Here is a 20601-nt window from a genome sequence, read left to right on the forward strand (position 1 = left end):
TATGATAGTGATAACTCCTTAATTATAATTATTATAAATAATAATCTTTATCAATTAAGATCATGACTAAATTATGGAAAACATTCTTCAATCACTGATTACGGGAGGGGTTTAATTGGACGCAGTTAAGGCGGGAGGCTGCTCAAGTTGTGCTCATATGGAAAAGTGTTACGGAACAGAAAGCTGTCAACTTAAAAAGAACAAAATGAAATTCGTAGAAGTACATTTAGAGTTAACATTAGCGCTTATAAGCGGCAGTATCATCATTATGGCTTGGTTACTGCAAAGATATGAATATCCAGCGCTCTCGGTCGCCCTATTTTTAAGTGCCTATGTCATAGGGGGCTATTTCAAAGCGAAAGAAGGCATAGAAGACGCACTATCTAATAAAACATTGAATGTAGAGCTATTAATGATTTTCGCTGCAATCGGTTCAGCTTTCATTGGTTATTGGGTGGAAGGCGCAATTTTGATCTTTATTTTTTCTTTAAGCGGGGCTCTTGAAACCTACACGATGAATAAAAGCCACCGAGAAATTTCATCCCTTATGGACTTACGACCTGAAACAGCGACTGTTTTGGTCAATGGTAACGAACGTAAAGTAGGGGTAAACCATTTAGTGATTGGTAATTTCGTACTCATAAAACCAGGGGAACGTATACCAGCCGATGGGAAGATTGTTAAGGGTACATCGATGATTGATGAAGCAGCGTTAAGCGGTGAAGCGCTTCCTCTTCTTAAAACAGTAAATGATGAAGTATTTACAGGTACAGTAAATAAAAATGGCTTAATTACCATTGAAGTAACGAAAAAGAGCGAGGAGACATTGTTCCAAAAAATCATAGAGCTTGTACAACAAGCGAAAGATGAAAAAACACCTTCCCAGCTATTTATTGAGAAATTTGAAGGTCCTTATGTGAAAATTGTTCTACTCATTGTAGGATTAATGTTATTTTTACCACATTATTTTCTTGGATGGAGTTGGAGTGAAACATGGTATAGAGCCATGGTGATGCTTGTTGTAGCTTCACCCTGTGCTCTAGTGGCTTCAATTATGCCGGCAACATTATCAGCGATATCGAATGGGGCGCGTAAAGGGATTCTATTCAAAGGCGGAGTCCATCTTGAAAACTTAGCAGCACTTAAGGCCATTGCTTTTGATAAAACAGGTACATTAACAAAGGGAAAGCCTTCTGTAACGGATCTTTTTATCCGCCCAGGTTTAGATAAGGAAGTATTTCTACAAAGTGTGTATATGATTGAAAAGCAATCGACCCATCCATTAGCGGAGGCTGTTGTTCATTATGTGAAGGATCATTATGTGAAAAATAGTGGCACTCATTCAGCACTCTCTGTTGATTCTATGCATGAAATCCCAGGGTGTGGTGTAGAAGCTGAGATAAACGATATTCCGTGGAAAGTGGGGAAGCGTAGTTTTATTGGGGATTCTTTGGCCGACTCCTTTTACGGAAACGAAGCAAATAGACTTCAAGAGGAAGGGAAAACTCTTGTGTATGTGGCAGATGATAAGGGGGTAGCTGGACTGTTCGCTGTACAAGATACGTTGCGTGAAACGACAAGAGAGGCCGTGAAATCATTCAAAGACCAAGGGCTTTATACGATTATGCTCACTGGAGATCAGGCCGCAACAGCCGCCGCTGTGAAAGAAATGACTCAGATTGATACAGTGGTGGCAGGCTGTTTACCTGAAGGGAAAGTAATGGAAATCAAAAAGCTTAAAGAGAAGTATCATACCATTGCGATGGTTGGGGATGGAATTAATGATGCTCCTGCCTTGGCTGCGGCAAATATCGGAGTCGCAATGGGAGGCGGTACTGATGCTGCGATTGAAACGTCTGATATCGTTTTAATGAAAAACGATTTATCAAAAATCGCTGAAGCTGTTCGTTTATCGAAGAGAATGAATCGAATTATCAAACAAAATATTGTTTTTTCTATTGCTGTAATAGCATTGCTCATTATCTCCAATTTTTTGGGGCATGTTTCGCTTCCTCTAGGTGTGATTGGACATGAAGGCAGTACGATTCTTGTGATCTTGAATGGTTTGAGATTATTACGAGGATAACCTTTCTAAGCCTGAGTCTTATCTTGTGTATCTTATCTTGTGTATCAAAATGTACAACAATGTCCCACATTAAACCAGTTTATCTTTTGGATATTGAGGGAACATATCACTAAGCACACAGATAAGAGAGGATGATAAAAATGCTTAGAACAATTTTAATGATTATTGGTGCAATTGTAGTTATTTCTTTAATTATGTCATTACTGTAAGAATGATTTAGTAAGTCTCCTTCTTAATACAGAAGGGGACTTTTTTCATGTTGTGGACATCTCATCAAAAAGTTGAGAAAAAACCTTTTAATTTTCAGAATAATGTGTATATAATGATTACATACTGAATGGTTAGTATAAAACAGAATAAAATGAAAGCGTTTACTTACAGTGTAGAGGGGGAGAGGTATGTTAGAAGCTAAACAGAAGCAGATGCAATCAGTAAGGCAATTGGATAAGCCAGGACATAAAGAAATGCTCAATTATGGATTAGGTTTCTTTGGTATTATCCTTGTTTGGACGTTAGTTGGTTCTTTTCTTACTTTCTATTATACAGATGTGGCAGGGATATCTGCTGGAGTAGTAGGCACACTCATGTTAGTTGCCAGACTGTTTGATGGCATCACAGATATTGGGATGGGCACCCTTGTAGACCGGACAAAGTCCCGTCACGGTAAAGCACGTCCCTGGATTATCTGGATGACGGTTCCTCTTGCAGTAACAACCGTCATGCTCTTTACGGTTCCTAACTTAGGAATGACAGGAAAGATCATCTATGCTTATATCACGTATATATTATTGATTTTAGTCTATACGGCCATTTCTATCCCATATAAAACCCTACTGGGCCTTATGACGCAAGACCAGCAAGGACGCTCAACGACCAATGTCTATACGGGTATTTTTACGATGACTAGTACTTTGCTTGTGATGATGGCAGCCCAGCCTGTTGCCAGTGCGATTGGAGGGCAGCTCGGGTGGACGGTTGTAGCTTTAGCAGCCGGGTTGATTATTGTGACCACAAGCTTAATTGCTTTTAAAGCTACAAAAGAAAGAGTGGGAAAAGGTACGAGCGTACAAGTGAAAGATGATGTCCCGCTTAACATGGGGTTAAAGGCGTTACTGACAAATAAATATTGGCTCGTAATTACAGGTTATTGTGTGGTGACGTATACAGTAAATGCTCTTCTGACAGGTGCGGGTATTTTTTATGCAACGTATGTGTTAGGAAGCGGCGGCTATTTTTCACTTATAAGTTTAGCGTTATTTATTCCAAGTATTATCTGTTTCTTTTTTATCGCCAATTTAATTAAGCGATTTGGAAAACGAAATATTGCTCTTGTTGTTACTGTTATTGCGATCTTCGGTCCAATTATAAAAATGATAGACCCTACAAATGCTTCGTTGTTCTTAGCTGGGACAGTCATTCAAGGGTTCAGTTTAATACCAGTTCTTACTCTTTTATATGCAATGATTAATGATACAAATGAATTCGGCGAATGGAAGCATGGATTTAGAACGGAAGGACTTATAAACAGTGCTGCGAGCTTTGGGATGAAGGTTGGAACAGGAATCGGGAGTGCTTTAATAGGATGGATGTTGGCATATGGAGGCTATGTTGGTGCAGCAGCAGAGCAGACAGCCATGGCTACAACCATGATTATAGCACTTAATATTTATTTACCTTTAGGTTTGTGTTTCTTACAGATTTTATTATTATGGATGTATAAATTAGACCGTCAGTATCCTATTATTTTAGCGGAGTTAAAGCAGAGAAGAGTGTGAATAATTCTTTTACCAAATGATTTCATATGTCACTTCAAAAATGAGGTAGTTTGACGGCCAATCCAAATGATTGGTCGTTTTTCATTATGAATAATCTTCTTTTCTTATTAAGACACTAAAGAAGCCTGTTAAAAAAAGGAGATGAAAAAATGAAGCAGTTTATGATCGTATTAATGATTAGTTTGATGGTTGGAAGTTTTTCTGGAGTCGTATATGCAAATGAACTAGACGGGGTTCATCAAACATGGTGGGGAGGAAAAGATGACGAGCGTCAAGTTGATGATGAGATTCCAGAGCCTCAAGGTGGTCCTGAATATACAGAGCGCATAAGGCAGCCCGTCTCAAATATCATTTTACAGCAGCGCTATCCAGATACAGTTATTTTAAGAGGACCCGATACGTCCAACCGTATTGCATTAACTTTCGATGATGGTCCTGATCCTAGATTCACTCCTGAGTTGCTTGATGTGTTAAGTGAGTACGGGGTACCGGCAACGTTTTTCGTTATGGGAGCAAGAGCTGAAAGGTACCCAGAAATTGTAGAGCGTATGAATAATGAAGGTCATGTTATCGGCAATCACTCCTACTGGCATCCAAATCTTGTAGAAGAGGGAGATATCGCCACGCTTGAGCGAGAAGTCAATCAAACCGAAGATGTGATTAACGATATTGTCGGCTACCGCACTCGTTTATTCCGTGCTCCGTATGGCTTCTTATATAATCAGCTTGTTGAAAAATTAGCAGAAATGGATTACTCGGTGATAGGGTGGTCGCTAGATACGCTTGATTGGCGTGAGATGCCGGCTGAAGAGATTGCTTATACGGTTATAAGTAATGTGAATCCAGGCGCAATCATTCTCATGCATGATGGGGGCGAGTATGACAGTGATCGCACGAATACGATTGAGGCAGTACGCCAGCTTATACCAGTACTTCAAGAGCAAGGATTTGAGTTTGTAACTGTACCCGAATTAACAGGTATTCCATATCAAAGATAAATATGCGATCCTTCTATTAGTTGCTAATGGACGTTGCAAATAACAAGTGTAAGAGAGGTGGGGAAGCACCGCAAAAAGACGACATTTCATTCAATTATTGAAAGTCGTCTTTTTGATTTCTATTATGCAATTTTCATTAAGCTGGCTGCTAAGTAGCTTTTTCTTTATTCGTTCTCTCCCCTTTCACCTTCATTACATTCTTCATACTTCCATTTGTAATAATCGCACTCTAGCTTATAAATCTGGCGTCTCATCGCATTCCAGTCTTCATTCCCAAGGGAGGATTTACGCAGTTCTTCAGTTATCTCCTCTAGCTTATCCATAGTAATGTCTGATCCGTTCTCAAGCTCATGTCTCATTTCTTGTATTTGATCCTCAAGCTTCTGCAAGCCGTGGTCCCATGTGAAATAGAAATCAACAGGTCTCATTTCTTCTGATAAAATGTGCTTCACTTCACAAACTTCCTGCCGCGGTCCTACAATAGAAATGTCTGTCGCATGAACGGTAATCTCGACCTCATTGTCCCCTAGTTGAGCCGTAATGTATTTCATTTTTTTGGCGATTTTAAAGTTAAAGATATGCTCTAGAACGTACGAGAGCATGATGAAATTGAACCAAACAAGCTTTTTCGGGTCATGTACATATGTTTTGATCTGATGCTTCTTTAACGTTTCTTCCACTTCTTTTAACACATCATCATACTTCCCTTTACGGATCATAATAGCAAACTGCTGCTGAGAGTGCATTTGGAGTATATTCGGCAGCTTTATAAGTGGAATTAAAATAAGCAGGATCATCGACATGCCACCTAAAATGAGTGTGTATGGATATCCCATTAAGGTTTGCTTTATTTTTGAACAATCAGGATCTCTATTTTCCATTCTAGTTGAGATATACCCATTTATTAAAGGGATAAGAAGGATTAACACAATAGAGGCAATTCGTACGATTGTATCATCATCGGGCATTAAAGGAATAAAGGTTTCTGCTAAGTCTGGAAAAACAGTCGTCACCAAAATGTAAATCCAATAAAGAGATAAGAGTCCCATGAAACTAACTTTTGAATCGTCTTGTGATGGAATGCGTCCAAAGAAGGTGAGAGTAGCCATACTAAATACTTTACTTAAAAGTTTAGCTATTCCAGTTAGGATGATTCTAAAATATGGCAATTGATCCACCTGCTTCTTAAAGTTCTTGTGTCACGTTTACTATTCCCTTTATCACAACGGTTAAACGCTGTATCACAGCTTCTAAAGCTCACAAAGAGATACAGGTATGCTATGAAGATATGCTATGATTGAATGACAATAATTCGTATAAAGGATGATCGGTTTTGACCACTGTACTTAGTGATTTTCTCATTCGGCAATTAGCGTCGAGTCAGCCAGTTTATAAACGTGGATTAGAATATTACCGAGCTGGATTAGTAGAGTATGTCTCTTATAATGAACTATACAATTCCTATCAGGCAAAGGTTTCAGGAAGCTACATGTACGAAGTGGAAATTGATATAGAAGATGATGGCAGTCTTGATTTTGCTTGTGATTGTGAAGCGTCCTTTACATATCCAGGAGCCTGTAAGCATGTTGTGGCAACTTTGCTTGAGCTTCAGGAAAGAGGCACTGTATTTGAACGAAATCGGCAAATACTTTCAAAGAAGAGTTCACTGTTAACAGAATTTAAATCTGTTCAAAAGTGGAAACAGCCTGCTCTTAAGAAAAAACAGAAGCTTCTAGTCGAGTTTGAGCTAAAAGTAATGGCTGCTGGTGGATACTTTAAGCATATGGTTAACTACATTCAGTTAGGTATGAAAGTAGGAGAGAACAGAGTGTATGTTGTGAAGGACTTGTATGCTTTTTTAAAAGCAGTAAATCAAAAGCGACCATATGCATTCACTAATAAATTCAGCTATGAACCTGATGAGTATGTTTTTGAAGAGGAGGACGAAGCTGTATTTGATCTCCTGTTCAGGTTGCTCGCTGTTGAAGAGCATCACACAAAAAATACATACGGTCATAAGTCCACAAAACGTCATCTGTTAATGCCGGCTGTGTATATGCATTCCTTTTTAGATTTATTAGCTGCACGCAATACTATCTTGCACGTTGATAGTACGAAAGAATATAAGGAAAGTCTGCAAGTGAAGACACTTGAAAAAGGGGATGATTTTTTTAAATTCTTTCTCGAGGAAGACGATGATATGGTGGAACTTCAGGCAAAACTTCTCCCAGATGTTTTATTTGTTGATCAGCCATACCAGAGTGTTTTAAAAAAAGACACGTTCTATAAGCTGACTGAGGAGCAAGCTAAGTCGCTGGAGATACTAGCTAATGAATATGAAGAGGATGAGCCGATTGATGTTATTCCTAATGATCAGCTAGAATCCTTCTGCTCAGAAGTACTTCCGGTTATTTCCCAGTACGGTATGGTTGAGATGGAGGAAACGTTAAAAGGTAAAATTGATCAAAAGCCTCTTCAAGCCTCTATTAAAGTTGATTATGAAGAGGAAGAATTAGTACTTGACGTATCATTTAGATACGGACAAGAAGTACGAAATCCTTTTGCTAAAAAAGATGCTGCCCACTCAGATACAATCATGGTGCGGGATGTTGAAAAAGAGCAAACAATTCTTCAGGTTCTCGAGCTTCATCCGTTTGAAGTAGAGGGAGAGAAACTTGTCCTACATCGAATTCAGACAATCATTGAGTTTTTATTTGAGCACTTACCAAGTCTAAAATCTTATGCTGATATCTACTTAACGAGTGATGCAAAAAAGCTCTTGTTCCAACCGGGTTCTACCCCATCAGTTTCTGTCGATGTTGAAGGAGAGTCAAATTGGCTTGATGTGAGCTTCTCTATTGATGGAATCTCTGATGAAGAAATTGTTGATGTACTGCGTGCCCTTTATAACAAAAAGAAATATCATCGTCTTTCAAACGGCTCATTCATTCATTTAGAAGAAGAGCAGTATGGTTCACTTCAGAAGGCAGTTGATTCATTAGGTGCTTCAGCTAAAGAGTTAAATAAAAACATGAATGTGCCTCTTCATAAAGCTTTTTCATTAGATGAGAGTCAGGCAGGGTTGAAGTTATCAAAAAAGCTGCACCGGCTCATTCAAGATGTTCAATCACCTGAGTTCAGCGAATGGAGTACGCCTGAAAGACTTGACGCCGATCTGAGAAGTTATCAGGAAACAGGCTTTAGGTGGATACGAACCCTTGCTAAATCAGGGCTTGGTGGAATATTAGCTGATGACATGGGACTTGGAAAAACGCTCCAAACCATCACACATTTGCAAGCTGACAAAGAAGCTGCATCAGAAGCAAAATCTCTAATTATTGCACCGGCTTCAGTCATTTACAATTGGGAAAAAGAGATTAAGCGGTTTGCACCAGAACTCCATGTTGTCGTCATTGCTGGTGCCAAGGGAGATAGAGATCATGCTCGCACTATAAAAGAAGCTGATATTTGGATTACTTCATATCCGCTGATTCAGCGAGATTATGAAAAGTATGAAGGGATTACTTTTGACACGCTGGTATTAGACGAAGCGCAGGCTATAAAAAATGAACAAGCGAAAACGACAAAAGCGGTAAGAGCCATTAAAGCCTCAAGCCGATTTGCTTTAAGCGGTACGCCGATTGAGAACCGTATAGATGAATTGTATACGTTGATGCAGACGATCTTGCCAGGCTTGCTTGGAACAAAGAAACAGTTTCGGGATCGATCGCATGATGAGATCGCTAAACGAATTCGTCCCTTTATCTTAAGACGTCTCAAACGTGAGGTATTAAAAGAGCTGCCAGAGAAGATGGAGTCTGTTCAGTACACGGATCTTTTGCCGGAACAAAAAAAGTATTATTTAGCACAGGTCAAGCAGCTTAGGTCAGATGTAGATGATGCAATTTCTAATGATCAATTCCAGAAAAAACGGATAGAAATCTTAGCCGGCTTAACAAAGCTTAGGCAAATTTGCTGTCATCCTAGACTCGTATCAGAAGAGGATGGGGTGGAGTCAGGGAAATTATTGCGGCTTATGGAGTATGTGGAAGAGGGAATGGAGGCAGGCCAGCGGATGGTCATTTTCTCTCAATTCACGTCCATGTTAGCCATTATAAGAGCTGAATTTGAAGAGCGAGGCTGGGAGTTCTTCTATTTAGACGGACAAACGCCGGCAGCTGAACGTTTGAGGCTTGCTGATCACTTTAACCAAGGAGAAAAAAGTCTGTTTCTCGTCTCACTAAAAGCAGGTGGAACGGGGCTTAATCTTACAGGAGGCGACACCGTGATCCTCTATGATACGTGGTGGAATCCGGCAATCGAAGAGCAGGCTGCTGATCGAGTGTACCGATTCGGACAGACCAAAAATGTTCAAGTAATCAAGCTGATTGCAAACGGAACGATCGAAGAAAAAATCCTTGCCCTGCATGAAAAGAAGAAAGCGCTGGTGGATGCTGTCATTCAACCAGGAGAAGCACAAATGTCCTCTTTATCTGCAGAAGAAATCAAAGAACTGCTTACCTTTTAACGACAGCCTCCTTGCTTTATATGGCAAGGGGGTTTTCGCGTTGGATGATGGGCAAAGTATTGACCAGGTAAATAGTTAGAGGAATATCGGCATGTTTTGTAGAATGTACCAATTACCATTACGAGCACAGGGAGGGGATTAGGTGTCAAGAAAGTGGCTTATCTTAACAGTATTAACAGCTGTTATAACAGTATGTGGAGTCAGCTATTTTTATATATTTCATCAACCAAACAGTGAAGCAACTGCGCACGCAGAAGCACGAATGATACCGTCAGATCATCCTGACCCTGAGATGATGCAGGAAGAAGCTGATTTCCTAGTCACGTTACAATATGGTGAATATGAAGAAGAGATTGTGTATCAAGACGGGCAGGAAAATAAGGTGAAAGCAATTATTTCCGCACAGCACAGCTATTTAAATACATTAGCTGGATGGGGGAGAGCCGAAGATTTAAATGTAGCAGCAACGATGCATACGAAGGAATGGAAAAAGTTACGCGCTGATATAAAATGGCTGCATGACGAAGGGCTTGCTGATTCGCGCATTAAAAATGATATGAAAAATGCGAGGGCCTTTATGTATGTAGCAGAAACGGGTGACTCTATGTCGCTGCGCTATTTACATCGTATCTTTCACGATCTGGACGCCACGTTGAACGGCGCAGAGGTGGAAAAGATCTGGGGAGTAACCCATGCTTTCGGCACCTCTTCAAAACAACGAACCCTTCATAAGTACTTGCAAGGAAACTAAGAAACCAGGATCAGATGAGGACTGATCCTGGTTTCTTAGTTTAATGAGCAGAGCGTGTTGCTGCTCCGGACGGATAGACGCAAATGTGCGATGAACCGGCGCATTTGGTGGTCTGAGCGACGCAATTAGTCCCTGAAAAGGCGCAATTCGGAGCAACTGACGCAATAGTCAGCGAAACCGGCGCAGTTGCCTCATAGGTAAGCGCAATTAGCAGATAGAGCGACGCAATAACATCTTAAACCCGCGCAATTCCAATTCAATCAGTCCACACGCTCTCCTCAGCCCTTTACCTATGTTGCGTCTACGTGGTACTCCGCATTTACTTTCTATTCAATAACTCATCATTCGTCCAGTCTGTGACAAACATATGGCCTGGCGCATGTGTAATCATAAGTGGAAGCTTAGCTTCAGTTGCAGCTGCTTGAGGTGTCACGCCGCAAGCCCAAAAAACAGGCACTTCATCTTCTGCGATCTCAACAAATTCTCCGTAATCCGGCTTCTCGATTGCCGTAATGCCAATCTCAGCTGGATCGCCGATATGAACAGGGCCGCCGTGCATTTGCGGGTATTTTTCAGTGATGGCTACAGCCTTGTCAACCAGAGCCTTCTTAATAGGGCGCATCGAAACAACGAGCGGGCCAGAGAACGGACCAGCCGCTTCTGTTTGAATGGATGTGCGGTACATCGCAACATTTTTATTTAAGTTAATATGTTTTAGAGGAATATCTGATTTCACCATTTCGCTTTCAAACGTAAAGCTGCATCCGATTAAAAAGGAAACAAAATCTTTTTGCCAGTAAGATGCAATCGACGTTACTTCTTCTTGAAAACACCCATCTTTATAGACATGGTATTTGGGAATATCTGTGCGGATATCAGAGCCTTCTGCAAGGGCAGACTTTACTTGGCCTGGTTCTAATACATCAATAACGGGACACGACTTTTGATTACGGTACGTATAGAGAAAGAAATCAAATGCATATTCTTTAGGTACGATGACTAAGTTGGCTTGTACATAATCTTGGCAGTAACCGGCAGTACTTGTATTAAACTTATTTGTTCTTATTTCTTCTCTAAAAGATACGGGACTGATCATGTTGAAAAACTCCTTGTCTGCATATATTTATATCAGTATTACATAAAAGCTTTCTTTATCAAAATAAAGCAATATTCTCTATGAGTCAAATAATTCTGTCATTTTTGTTTGGTAAGATTAAAACTGGATAAATAGGTATTTATCCTTTCTTAATTTTAGCCTCATCTCAAGACTTATAGCCTATTATTCTTACATTTGCTTTACACACACATAAATCAACTATATATTGTAATATGTTGTAAATGAAAATATTGGATAGAGAAGTAAGGGGGAGAGAAAGTGATGAGTGAAAATAGTGTCCAGCTAGAAGTAGAGAACCATAATGCAAGCATTGAAGAGGCTTTTGTTGGAAAAAACTATACTACATATTACAAGAAAAAATGGAATGAAATGGACGAGAAGAAAAGACAGACATCGTGGAATTTTGCTGCTTTTTTCTTAAGTTTATTTTGGTTAGGTTATCGTAAAATGTATCGTTACATTTTTATTATTATGGGACTATTTCTTGCAGTCGATCTGCTGATTTTCTTAGCAGCTTCAGGGGATGAGGGTATGGTGATGCGCTTGAATAATTCAGTCGGAATGGGATTAGCAGTTGCTACAGGATTATTTGGAAATTATATGTATCGCCTTCATATGAATAAACAGATTGAGTTAACCGCAGCGAGTACCACAGATCCAGAAAAGCAAGAAGCAATGCTCAGAAAAAAAGGTGGCAGAAGCTGGTTTGGAGTAGTAAATACGGTTCTTATTTTCATAGGTTACCTAATTGTTACGACTGTTTTATTCGGTTAAGTATCGTTAGCTAATGATTATTTTATCTTAGAGTGCTCCTTTCATAAAGGGAGCACTTTTTTGTTTAAATAAGGTAAACTTATAAGTACAAGATGGGATGGAAGGGAGTGGTGGAATGACTGATAAATGGAAGGCATTAGGATGGATCGCAGCAGCTGAGCTGTTTGCACTTAGCCTTTGGTTTAGCGGATCTGTGGTTGCGTTTGATTTAATCGAGGTGTGGGGAGTGAACGAGAGCTTGTCACCTTGGTTATCTGCTGCTGTACCTGCAGGTTTTGTGATTGGAGCGCTGATCAGTTCGTCTATAGGGTTGGCTGATCGCTTTAATACGAGGTATGTGTTTGCCCTTGCTGCGTTATTCGGTGCTCTTTTTAATGGGTTAATTCTATTTACAGACCAAGCAATCATTGGAATCTTATTCAGGGTGTTAACCGGTGTCATGCTTGCTGGAGTTTATCCTACGGCGGTTAAGCTGGTATCGCAGTGGTTTCCTGCAAAAAGAGGCTTGGCTATAGGAGTACTTATTGCTGGTTTAACAATAGGATCTGCAATGCCGCAGTTTTTCATTACGTTCATTGGAGGCCTCCATTGGCAGTATGTGATCATAGCTAGTTCAACTCTGGCAGTCCTTGCAGCAGCAATCATCTATTTCATACTTGATGATGCTCCAGTTACTCAAAAGAAAACCTATTTCTCATTTAACCTCTTAAAAAGTGTTATCAGAAACAAGCCCGTGATGTTAGCGAATTACGGCTACTTCGGCCATATGTGGGAGCTGTATGCGATGTGGACTTGGCTGCCGATATTTTTCTCAGCAAGCTTTTTAACGTATGATGCTTCTACATCATTAGCTTTTATTGCCTTTGCTTCGTTTCTATGCATTGGAGTTGCGGGAGGTGCAGGGAGTATAATAGGCGGTCTTGTAGCTGACAAAGTAGGCAGGGCGCGCTTAACGATTTACTCAATGGTCATTAGCTCCCTTTGCTGTTTGACAGTAGGGTTTACATTCGGGCAGTCTATTTGGCTGACTCTCACATTAGCGATGATTTGGGGGGCGTCAGTGATCTCAGATTCTGCTCAATTTTCTGCAGCTGTCTCAGAATTTGCAGAGGTTGAATACATTGGAACTGCCCTAACCTTTCAAATGTGTGTCGGCTTTCTCATTACCATCTTTTCTATCAATCTAATTCCGTACGCTGAGGCTATAATGGGCTGGGAATGGGTGTTTTCGATACTTGCAATTGGGCCGATTCTTGGAATTATTTCAATGGCGCGCTTCAAACGTTATGAAGTTACTTAAGGTTTACTATCACCTTTCTGTGCCTATACTATGAAAAAATGGATGGCTCTAGAGTAGGTGAATAGATGAAGGTTTTAATAGCAGCAGGCATCGTTGTTGTTCCTTTTTTCATGATAATCATTGAGCGCTTTTGGTATAAAGGAAGATTTCTTTTTAATGCTCTCGCATATGCGGCGTTCGTTATTTTTGGATTTATTGCTTCGGGTGCCATTCATACGATCTTAAGAGACCAAGAAGTATTTATGACTAGTATTCACGGTATTTTACTAAATAAGTGGTTTTAAATTAGCAGAGCCTATATCGGCTGGTATACGCTATACAGAGTTTTACTCGTTACATTAGTTGAATACCCTGAAAATAAAGAGGTTAGGGCATAAAGAGTGGTTAAACAGTGAAACTGATAAATGATTATTAACTTTGTATATGAGTTTTGAACGTCACTAGTAAAATTCCTCTCTTTATATAGTTGATGATTTCCGGCTGCAGGCACACGTTTTCCGCGGGCGGTCCTGGATCTCCCTGGCCATGCACATCCCGCAGGAGGCGGTGCCTTCCGCTACAATAAACAGAGCGAGGGTGAACTTGTTGCGTGCCTCTACACTAAAAAGGTCCTTATCAGGTACTCTTCTACTTGAAGAGTACGCGATAAGGACCATACTTATTTGAATTTAACGAAGAATAAACTAATTCCACATTAAAATCTCGCCAAAAACATACTTTAGCGGATGAAATATACGTAGACTCCAAAGGGAGCTAAAGCAAAGCTGAGACCCCGGAGGGCAAAGACCAGAGGGGCTCAGCAGCTTCTCAAGTAAAGCGAAGTATATTTCAGGATTTTCCCTCTAACATAAGTTGATTTCCTAGCTCTTTTTATCCTAATTTATCGCAACTTAAGCCTTGGCTACGACAATCTTATCTTCCTTCACATCTACAGCTATTACTTTAACTTCCTCTTCATCTAATAATAAATCCGTTATTTGATCTTCTAATTGCTCTTGAATCACACGGCGAAGCGGACGAGCACCAAATGCTGGATGGTAGCCAAGTTCTGCTATTTTTTCTTTAGCAGGTGCAGTCACCGACATGGTAATGTTTTGCTCAGATAATGTGTGTTCAAGGTCAAGAAGCAGTAGGTCAACAATTTGTACAAGGTTTTCTTTGCTTAGTTGGTTAAATTCGATGATCGCATCAAAGCGGTTCAAGAATTCTGGCTTGAAGTAGGCTGATAGAGCGTCAAGCACGGAAGTTTCGGCAACAGCCTCGCTTGCGCCAAATCCAACTGCCTTCTTTTTCACTCCGATACCAGCGTTGCTTGTCATAATAATGACTGTATCCTTAAAGCTCACTGTTCTTCCTTGGCTGTCAGTTAAGCGCCCGTCCTCTAAAATTTGCAGGAACATATGCTGCACATCAGGGTGAGCTTTCTCAATTTCATCAAGCAGAATAATAGAGTACGGATTTCGGCGCACTTTCTCTGTTAACTGACCCGCTTCATCATGACCTACATATCCAGGCGGCGATCCAATTAATTTAGAGACAGAGTGTTTTTCCATGTACTCACTCATATCAAGACGAACCATTGCCTCTTTTGTGCCAAATAATTGTTCTGCCAATGACTTAGTTAATTCTGTTTTACCCACACCAGTTGGTCCTACAAATAAGAAGGATCCGATCGGGCGGTGTTTTGCTTTTAGGCCGGCACGTGAACGGCGAACGGCTTTGGCTACTTTTTCAACCGCTTTTTCTTGTCCAATGACCTTGCCGCGAAGCTGATCAGCCAGGTTTTTCATTTTTTCTTGATCGTTTGCTTGCAGTTTACCGACTGGAATCCCTGTTTTTTTCTCAATAATGGCTTCAATTTGAGCTGTGTCTACACTCGCTTTTTTATCATCTGATTTATTTAGTTTAGCTTCTAGCTTTGCTTCTTCATCCCGTAATTTTGCAGCTGCTTCATAGTTCTCTTCTTTTAGTGCCTTGTCTTTTTCTTTATGAATTTCTGCAAGGCGTGATTCAATATCGTCGTGGCTTACTGCACCTGCTTGCAAGTTTAACTTCGAGCCAGCTTCATCTAATAAGTCAATCGCTTTGTCGGGCAGGTAGCGGTCTTGAATATAGCGGTGTGATAAGTTCACACAAGCTTTGATCGCATCTTCTGTGTAGCTTACTTGATGGTAATCTTCATACTTACTTTGAATACCCTTTAAAATGTTGATGGCATCTTCTATAGACGGCTCATTGACCATCACAGGCTGGAATCGACGTTCAAGGGCAGCATCTTTTTCGATTTCACGGTATTCTTTTAGTGTTGTCGCACCAACAACTTGGAGCTCGCCGCGCGCTAGGGCTGGCTTTAAGATATTGCCTGCATCCATAGAACCCTCTGCAGAACCAGCACCTACTAATAAATGAATTTCATCGATAAACAGCATCACATTTTTACGTTCTTTTAGCTCAGCGATAAGCTGATTCATCCGCTCTTCAAATTGGCCGCGGATTCCAGTATTGGCAACAAGTGATGCTACATCTAATAGGATGACTTCCTTATTTGAAAGTTTTGAAGGCACGTGACCTTCAACAATTTTTAATGCTAAACCTTCTACAATAGCTGTTTTACCAACGCCAGGCTCCCCAATAAGCACGGGGTTGTTTTTATTGCGTCGGTTTAATATCTCAATCACGCGTTCGATCTCTGTATCTCGTCCAATGACAGGATCAATTAATCCAGCCTTAGCAGCTTGCGTTACGTTTTTCCCATATTGATCGAGGAAACCGCCTCCTCCTCCTTTGTGCCCGCCATTCATAAATTCGGTATGAGGGGGATATGGTTTCTGATCATGAGCGGCTGCATTCATATGGTTGTTTGTTAATTGCTTAAATAGGTCATCGAACGGCATATGAGAAAATCCATGCCCAAAACCTGATGGAATTCCATTTGCAGCACGTATTTCTTGATAGCATGTCTGGCATAACTTAAATTGCCTTTTCTCCTGATTGAATTGCATATTTACATTCACTGTTGCTTGTCGTTGTTCGCAGTTTTGACATTTCATTAACATAACCTCCTCGATTATCATTCATTTTTTCTATTTCATCGGCTGTTTATCTTGTTGAAAGGTTCATCTTGATTTTAAAGATCAGAGTTTGACTTTGACTTTCTTTGACCTTTGTTGACTATATTATACTTTGACCTTTTTTGACTTTCAAGTGTTTTGCCTAATTTTTTTTATAATTATCACCTTGCCTATATAAGTAAGCTTCAGCTCGTTTTCCTTTATTAGTAGATTAATGTTTGAAATGAAGCAGAAAGGACTAAAGACAATTAGAATAACCATTTAGTAGACTTAGGAAAAGGAGGGTTTTATTTGAGAGAAAAATGTATTTATATCACTATCTTTTTAATGTTAGTGGTCTTTTTTTCATCCAGTACTCTAGCACAAACAACTGGTGAGCCTGCAGCTGATCTTGCCTTAGAAATGGTTGGTCCCAATAATCAAGGATTTATTACTTCTGAATTGGTTCAGTACATATATGCAGAGGCAAGAGGAATTGACCTGCCTCGGTTAGCAAGGGAGCAGCGCCAATTAGGAGAGGAAGTTACCCGTGAAAACCTGCAAGCAGGAGACGTTCTTTTCTTTCAAGGAAGCTCATTAATGTCTGGAATTTATATAGGGGACGGCCGCTTTGTAGTGGTAACAAGTGGAGGAATCACAGAGATAAATCTTGATGCCAGTACTTATTGGTCAGGAATTTATGTCGGAGCTATCCGCTATTTAGAGGATGCTGTTCCCGTGGAGGACCCTGCAGCTAGTCTTGCCTTAGAAATGATTGGACCAAATGAGCAAGGGTTTTTAACTTCCGAATTTGTTCAACATGTATATGCACAGAGTAAAGACATAGATTTGCCACGTCTTGCAAGAGACCAACTCTTAATAGGGGCTGAAGTGGAAAAAGATAAACTAGAAGCAGGTGATGTTGTCTTTTTTCAAGGAAGTTCATTAATGTCAGGGATCTATATCCAAAATGGTCAATTTGTTATTGTTACTAGTTCTGGAATTACGCAGGCTAATTTATATTCTAGTAGTTATTGGTCAGGAATTTATGTTGGAGCCAATCGCTATATTGAGGGAAGCAGCATCGAAGATTCTTCAGCAAACTTAGCACTAGAAATGGTGGGTGAAAACCATCAAGGTTTCATTACCTCCGAATTCGTTCAATACATCTATAAAGAAACTAAAGAGTTAGAACTTCCTCGGGCAGCTAGTGATCAGTGGCTGTTAGGAGAGGAAGTAGCTTTAGAAGACTTGCAGCCGGGGGATGTTGTCTTTTTCCAAGGTGCATTTTTAATGTCAGGGATCTATATAGAAAACGGTCGTTTTGTCATTGTAACTAGTGAGGGAATAACAGAAAGGAATATGAACACGAGCGAGTACTGGTCCAATGCGTTCGTTGGAGCTAAGCGCTATACGGATGAAAATCTTACTCTGCCTCCTACGTCAAATGAAATTGTGGAAAAAGCCCGTTCTTTAATCGGGACTCCTTATAACAGAAGAGGAGATAACCCTGTAGATGGTTTTAATACGGGTTCGTTTGCTTATTATGTGTACCGGGAAGTAACAGGAAGCTGGCTCTCAAAACTATCTTACGCGCAATTTGAAGCTGGTCTTGAGATTGAACGCGACGAGCTTCAAGAAGGGGATCTTGTGTTCTTTCAGAATAATGACGAGTGGCTGACCGGAATTTATACAGGAGATGATCGGTTTATAATAGCTGCTTCAGAAGGGGTGCAAGAACGTCATTTAGACTTTCATACCTATTACGCAGATCGATTTGTTGGGGCAGTAAGATATACAGACGAGATTCTCAGTAAATCTAACCCAAATACGTATCGAACCCATGAAAATCCAGTCATCCAAGAGGCAATGAAATATATGGGTACACCTTACCTTATGACTGGAAATACACTCGAAGCCTTTGATTGTTCTTTCTTGATACAAACGTCCTTTAGAGAAGGAAAAGGGATATACCTTCCAAGAATCAGTTATAGACAATGGGAATTAGGAGAAACCATTCTGCCGGAAGGCACCAATATAGAAGAGATCACACTTGATGATCATATCAGACCTGGGGATGCTCTTTATTTTTCAGGCACATGGCAAGAAGGTATTTCACATGTCGCCATTTATTTAGGAGATAACTATATGATTCATGCAACTGGTGAAGAAGGAATGACAACAATCTCTTATATGAATTCATATTGGCGTGAACATTTCACAGGGGTTAAACGCTTTGATGATCTTTCAGTCCGACTAGATCATCTAGCGGTTTACGAGGCTTATCAAGTACTAGGACGCCCTTATCAATTAGGTGGAGCTGATCCTGAGCAGGGATTTGATACAGGAGGGCTTACACAATATATTTACAAGCTGGCATATCAATATGATCTTCCACGCTACGGCAGCCAGCAATGGCAAGTTGGAAGGGAGATACATCCTGATAATGCTGAACCTGGAGATTTGTTATTCTTTGAAGGGACGACATTGATTCCTGGAATTTATTTAGGGAATAACCAAATGGTTGTGGCTACTCAAGCAAATGGGGTGACGATTGTTGACCTTACTGTAAGCTCCTATTGGCCGCCACGTCTTTATGGAGCGAGAACGTATGAGATAGAAGATGTTACTCTTGAAGCCGTTGCTGCCCTAACAGAGAATTATGTGGGAGAAGTGTTTAATGGCTCTTCTGTGGAATTTGTACAAAGCATGTACCTAGAAGCTGCAAATAAACAGTTATCAGGAAATATTCATACGCTTCGTTCAGGCGGGGACTTGATTCATATTGAAGAATTAGAGCGAGGCGATGTGATGTTCTTCAGTGAAGAAACCGAAAGTAATACCCCAAGTTTTATTGGCATTTATTTAGGGGATGGTTTTTTTGCAACGATAAGAGATCAAGTGGTAGAAAAGTATGAGATGAATGATGATATTTACTGGATTAATCGATTATTGGAAGCAAGGAGATATTAATTCTTAAGAATAGGAAGCTGTCAGCTTCCTATTTTCTTTTTGAACAAGGAAATTCCCTCTTTGGAATCGAATTTTGTATATTGAGGGAGGATATCTTTCTTAGACATATATTCGAGGAGGACAACATGGACATTAATCAGCTTTCAAAACGCTTTATTCTTTTTGCCAATGATGAGTGTGCAGACTCTAGCAAGTTATATGAGACATTATCCAAAGAAACAGCGAAAGACGAAGAGCTTCTCACCATTTGTTCGCATGCGAAAGAGGGGCAGCCCATCCCTAATTTATTTTTTGGGGCGGTTCACTATCTTCTATTAAAAGGAGTAAGGCATGAGCTTGCGGATTATTATCTTAGTTTAGTTGAAGAACCGAAAGACTCTACCCATGCATTTGTTCACTTTAAGTCATTCTGCGAGGAGTATAGAGAAGAGATTATACACCTTATACAAACGAAACTCGTACAAACAAATGAAGTGCGGCGCTGTGCATATCTATATCCGAGTTTTTCCTATATATATGAGAAAACAAACAAACCTTTTGCTTTAATTGAGATCGGTACGAGTGCCGGTCTGCAATTGCTATGTGATCAATATCAGTATTCATATGATGGGTTACATCGATATGGGAACCTTAATTCAACTTTAACTCTAAGTTCTGAAATAATAGGAGAGAATGTTCCATCCTTCAAAAAGGAAGCTTATCCTGTGCATTCTCGCTGCGGGCTTGATCTGCATATTAATGATTTAAGAGACCAAGAAGACATATGCTGGCTTAAGGCATTGATTTGGCCAGAACATATGGAGAGAAGAAATGAATTTGAAGCAGCAGGCTCTATTCTAAAAGAAAATGTAGATGAGTTGAATCTGATAGAAGGAGACGGAATTGAATTACTACCTCAAATAGCAGGAGGGCTGCCTCCAAATGTAACCGTTTGCGTGTTTCATACTCATGTTGCCAATCAAATGCCGTTGGAGACAAAAAAGCAGCTGCTTCAAGCAATAGATGAGCTAGGGAGAGATCGAGATATCTTTCATTTGTATAATAATATTTCAGATCGATTCTTACATTTAGACTCTTATATTGATGGAAGGAAAACAGAAGAAACTTTAGCAGAAACTGCTGGACACGGCGAGTGGTTTAGTTGGAGTGTTCAAGAAACAACACATGTTTGATATACATTGCCGCTAAGAAAATGTTCGTGTGTTTGTCATTTATTGATTGCAAAAAAAGGGTTTTTTTGCCTCTTTCT

At 40.1% G+C, this 20601-nt stretch carries 13 protein-coding genes; 10 read left to right on the top strand and 3 right to left on the bottom strand.

Going from position 1 to position 20601, the window contains the following annotated elements; translation table 11 throughout:
• The first annotated feature begins 157 nt into the window (after window positions 1–157).
• From A33I_RS00655 to A33I_RS00665, 3 genes are all read left to right on the top strand, one after another.
• Window positions 158–2086 carry a heavy metal translocating P-type ATPase gene (locus A33I_RS00655; protein ID WP_031311282.1) on the top strand — a complete coding sequence of 643 codons (1929 nt, stop codon included), beginning with the start codon at window positions 158–160 and terminating at the stop codon, window positions 2084–2086.
• Between the two features lie 398 nt (window positions 2087–2484).
• A complete protein-coding gene (locus A33I_RS00660; RefSeq protein WP_022626547.1) occupies window positions 2485–3861 on the top strand; it encodes an MFS transporter in 1377 nt (458 codons plus the stop codon).
• A 149-nt stretch (window positions 3862–4010) separates the two neighbouring features.
• The gene (locus tag A33I_RS00665) at window positions 4011–4859 is read left to right on the top strand and encodes a polysaccharide deacetylase family protein (protein ID WP_022626548.1); all 849 of its coding nucleotides are present in this window, start codon (window positions 4011–4013) and stop codon (window positions 4857–4859) included.
• 164 nt (window positions 4860–5023) lie between these two features.
• On the opposite strand, the gene A33I_RS00670 is transcribed toward A33I_RS00665, so the two are convergent.
• On the bottom strand, window positions 5024–6028 hold the full coding sequence (locus A33I_RS00670; RefSeq protein WP_022626549.1) for a hypothetical protein: 1005 nt from the start codon (window positions 6026–6028) through the stop codon (window positions 5024–5026).
• A gap of 164 nt (window positions 6029–6192) precedes the next feature.
• Here A33I_RS00670 and A33I_RS00675 point away from each other — a divergent pair, with 164 nt between their 5' ends.
• Entirely contained in the window at window positions 6193–9387 is a 3195-nt protein-coding gene (locus A33I_RS00675; protein ID WP_022626550.1) for a DEAD/DEAH box helicase, read from the top strand.
• Between the two features lie 142 nt (window positions 9388–9529).
• Window positions 9530–10138, top strand: a complete 609-nt coding sequence (locus A33I_RS00680; RefSeq protein WP_022626551.1) for a hypothetical protein — start codon at window positions 9530–9532, stop codon at window positions 10136–10138.
• 319 nt (window positions 10139–10457) lie between these two features.
• On the opposite strand, the gene A33I_RS00685 is transcribed toward A33I_RS00680, so the two are convergent.
• Window positions 10458–11234, bottom strand: a complete 777-nt coding sequence (locus A33I_RS00685; RefSeq protein ID WP_022626552.1) for a putative hydro-lyase — start codon at window positions 11232–11234, stop codon at window positions 10458–10460.
• Between the two features lie 282 nt (window positions 11235–11516).
• On the opposite strand from A33I_RS00685, the gene A33I_RS00690 reads away from it, so the two are divergent.
• The 3 genes from A33I_RS00690 to A33I_RS00700 all read left to right on the top strand — a co-directional run bounded on the left by A33I_RS00690 (window position 11517) and on the right by A33I_RS00700 (window position 13613).
• Window positions 11517–12029, top strand: coding sequence for a DUF2628 domain-containing protein (locus tag A33I_RS00690; protein WP_152976417.1), 513 nt, complete (start codon window positions 11517–11519; stop codon window positions 12027–12029).
• Window positions 12030–12144: 115 nt separating this feature from the next.
• On the top strand, window positions 12145–13329 hold the full coding sequence (locus tag A33I_RS00695) for an MFS transporter (protein ID WP_022626554.1): 1185 nt from the start codon (window positions 12145–12147) through the stop codon (window positions 13327–13329).
• 65 nt (window positions 13330–13394) lie between these two features.
• Window positions 13395–13613, top strand: a complete 219-nt coding sequence (locus A33I_RS00700) for a hypothetical protein (protein ID WP_022626555.1) — start codon at window positions 13395–13397, stop codon at window positions 13611–13613.
• 606 nt (window positions 13614–14219) lie between these two features.
• On the opposite strand, the gene A33I_RS00705 is transcribed toward A33I_RS00700, so the two are convergent.
• Complete coding sequence (locus A33I_RS00705) at window positions 14220–16379, bottom strand: ATP-dependent Clp protease ATP-binding subunit (protein WP_022626556.1); 2160 nt, start codon at window positions 16377–16379, stop codon at window positions 14220–14222.
• Between the two features lie 312 nt (window positions 16380–16691).
• On the opposite strand from A33I_RS00705, the gene A33I_RS00710 reads away from it, so the two are divergent.
• On the top strand, window positions 16692–19352 hold the full coding sequence (locus tag A33I_RS00710; protein WP_022626557.1) for an NlpC/P60 family protein: 2661 nt from the start codon (window positions 16692–16694) through the stop codon (window positions 19350–19352).
• 125 nt (window positions 19353–19477) lie between these two features.
• Window positions 19478–20524 (top strand): DUF2332 domain-containing protein, encoded by a 1047-nt coding sequence (locus A33I_RS00715; RefSeq protein WP_022626558.1) that lies wholly within the window; start codon window positions 19478–19480, stop codon window positions 20522–20524.
• Window positions 20525–20601 lie beyond the last annotated feature (77 nt).

It is taken from the genome of Alkalihalophilus marmarensis DSM 21297, from assembly GCF_000474275.2.
GTDB lineage: Bacteria > Bacillota > Bacilli > Bacillales > Bacillaceae_D > Alkalihalophilus > Alkalihalophilus marmarensis.

Excerpts from the sequence above, each read along its gene's own strand:
- A33I_RS00690 (WP_152976417.1), top strand. The coding sequence starts at position 11,517 with ATGAGTGAAAATAGTGTCCAGCTAGAAGTAGAGAACCATAATGCAAGC.
- A33I_RS00685 (WP_022626552.1), bottom strand. The coding sequence starts at position 11,234 with ATGATCAGTCCCGTATCTTTTAGAGAAGAAATAAGAACAAATAAGTTT.
- A33I_RS00700 (WP_022626555.1), top strand. The coding sequence starts at position 13,395 with ATGAAGGTTTTAATAGCAGCAGGCATCGTTGTTGTTCCTTTTTTCATG.
- A33I_RS00715 (WP_022626558.1), top strand. The coding sequence starts at position 19,478 with ATGGACATTAATCAGCTTTCAAAACGCTTTATTCTTTTTGCCAATGAT.
- A33I_RS00705 (WP_022626556.1), bottom strand. The coding sequence starts at position 16,379 with ATGAAATGTCAAAACTGCGAACAACGACAAGCAACAGTGAATGTAAAT.
- A33I_RS00660 (WP_022626547.1), top strand. The coding sequence starts at position 2,485 with ATGTTAGAAGCTAAACAGAAGCAGATGCAATCAGTAAGGCAATTGGAT.
- A33I_RS00655 (WP_031311282.1), top strand. The coding sequence starts at position 158 with ATGGAAAAGTGTTACGGAACAGAAAGCTGTCAACTTAAAAAGAACAAA.
- A33I_RS00695 (WP_022626554.1), top strand. The coding sequence starts at position 12,145 with ATGACTGATAAATGGAAGGCATTAGGATGGATCGCAGCAGCTGAGCTG.
- A33I_RS00665 (WP_022626548.1), top strand. The coding sequence starts at position 4,011 with ATGAAGCAGTTTATGATCGTATTAATGATTAGTTTGATGGTTGGAAGT.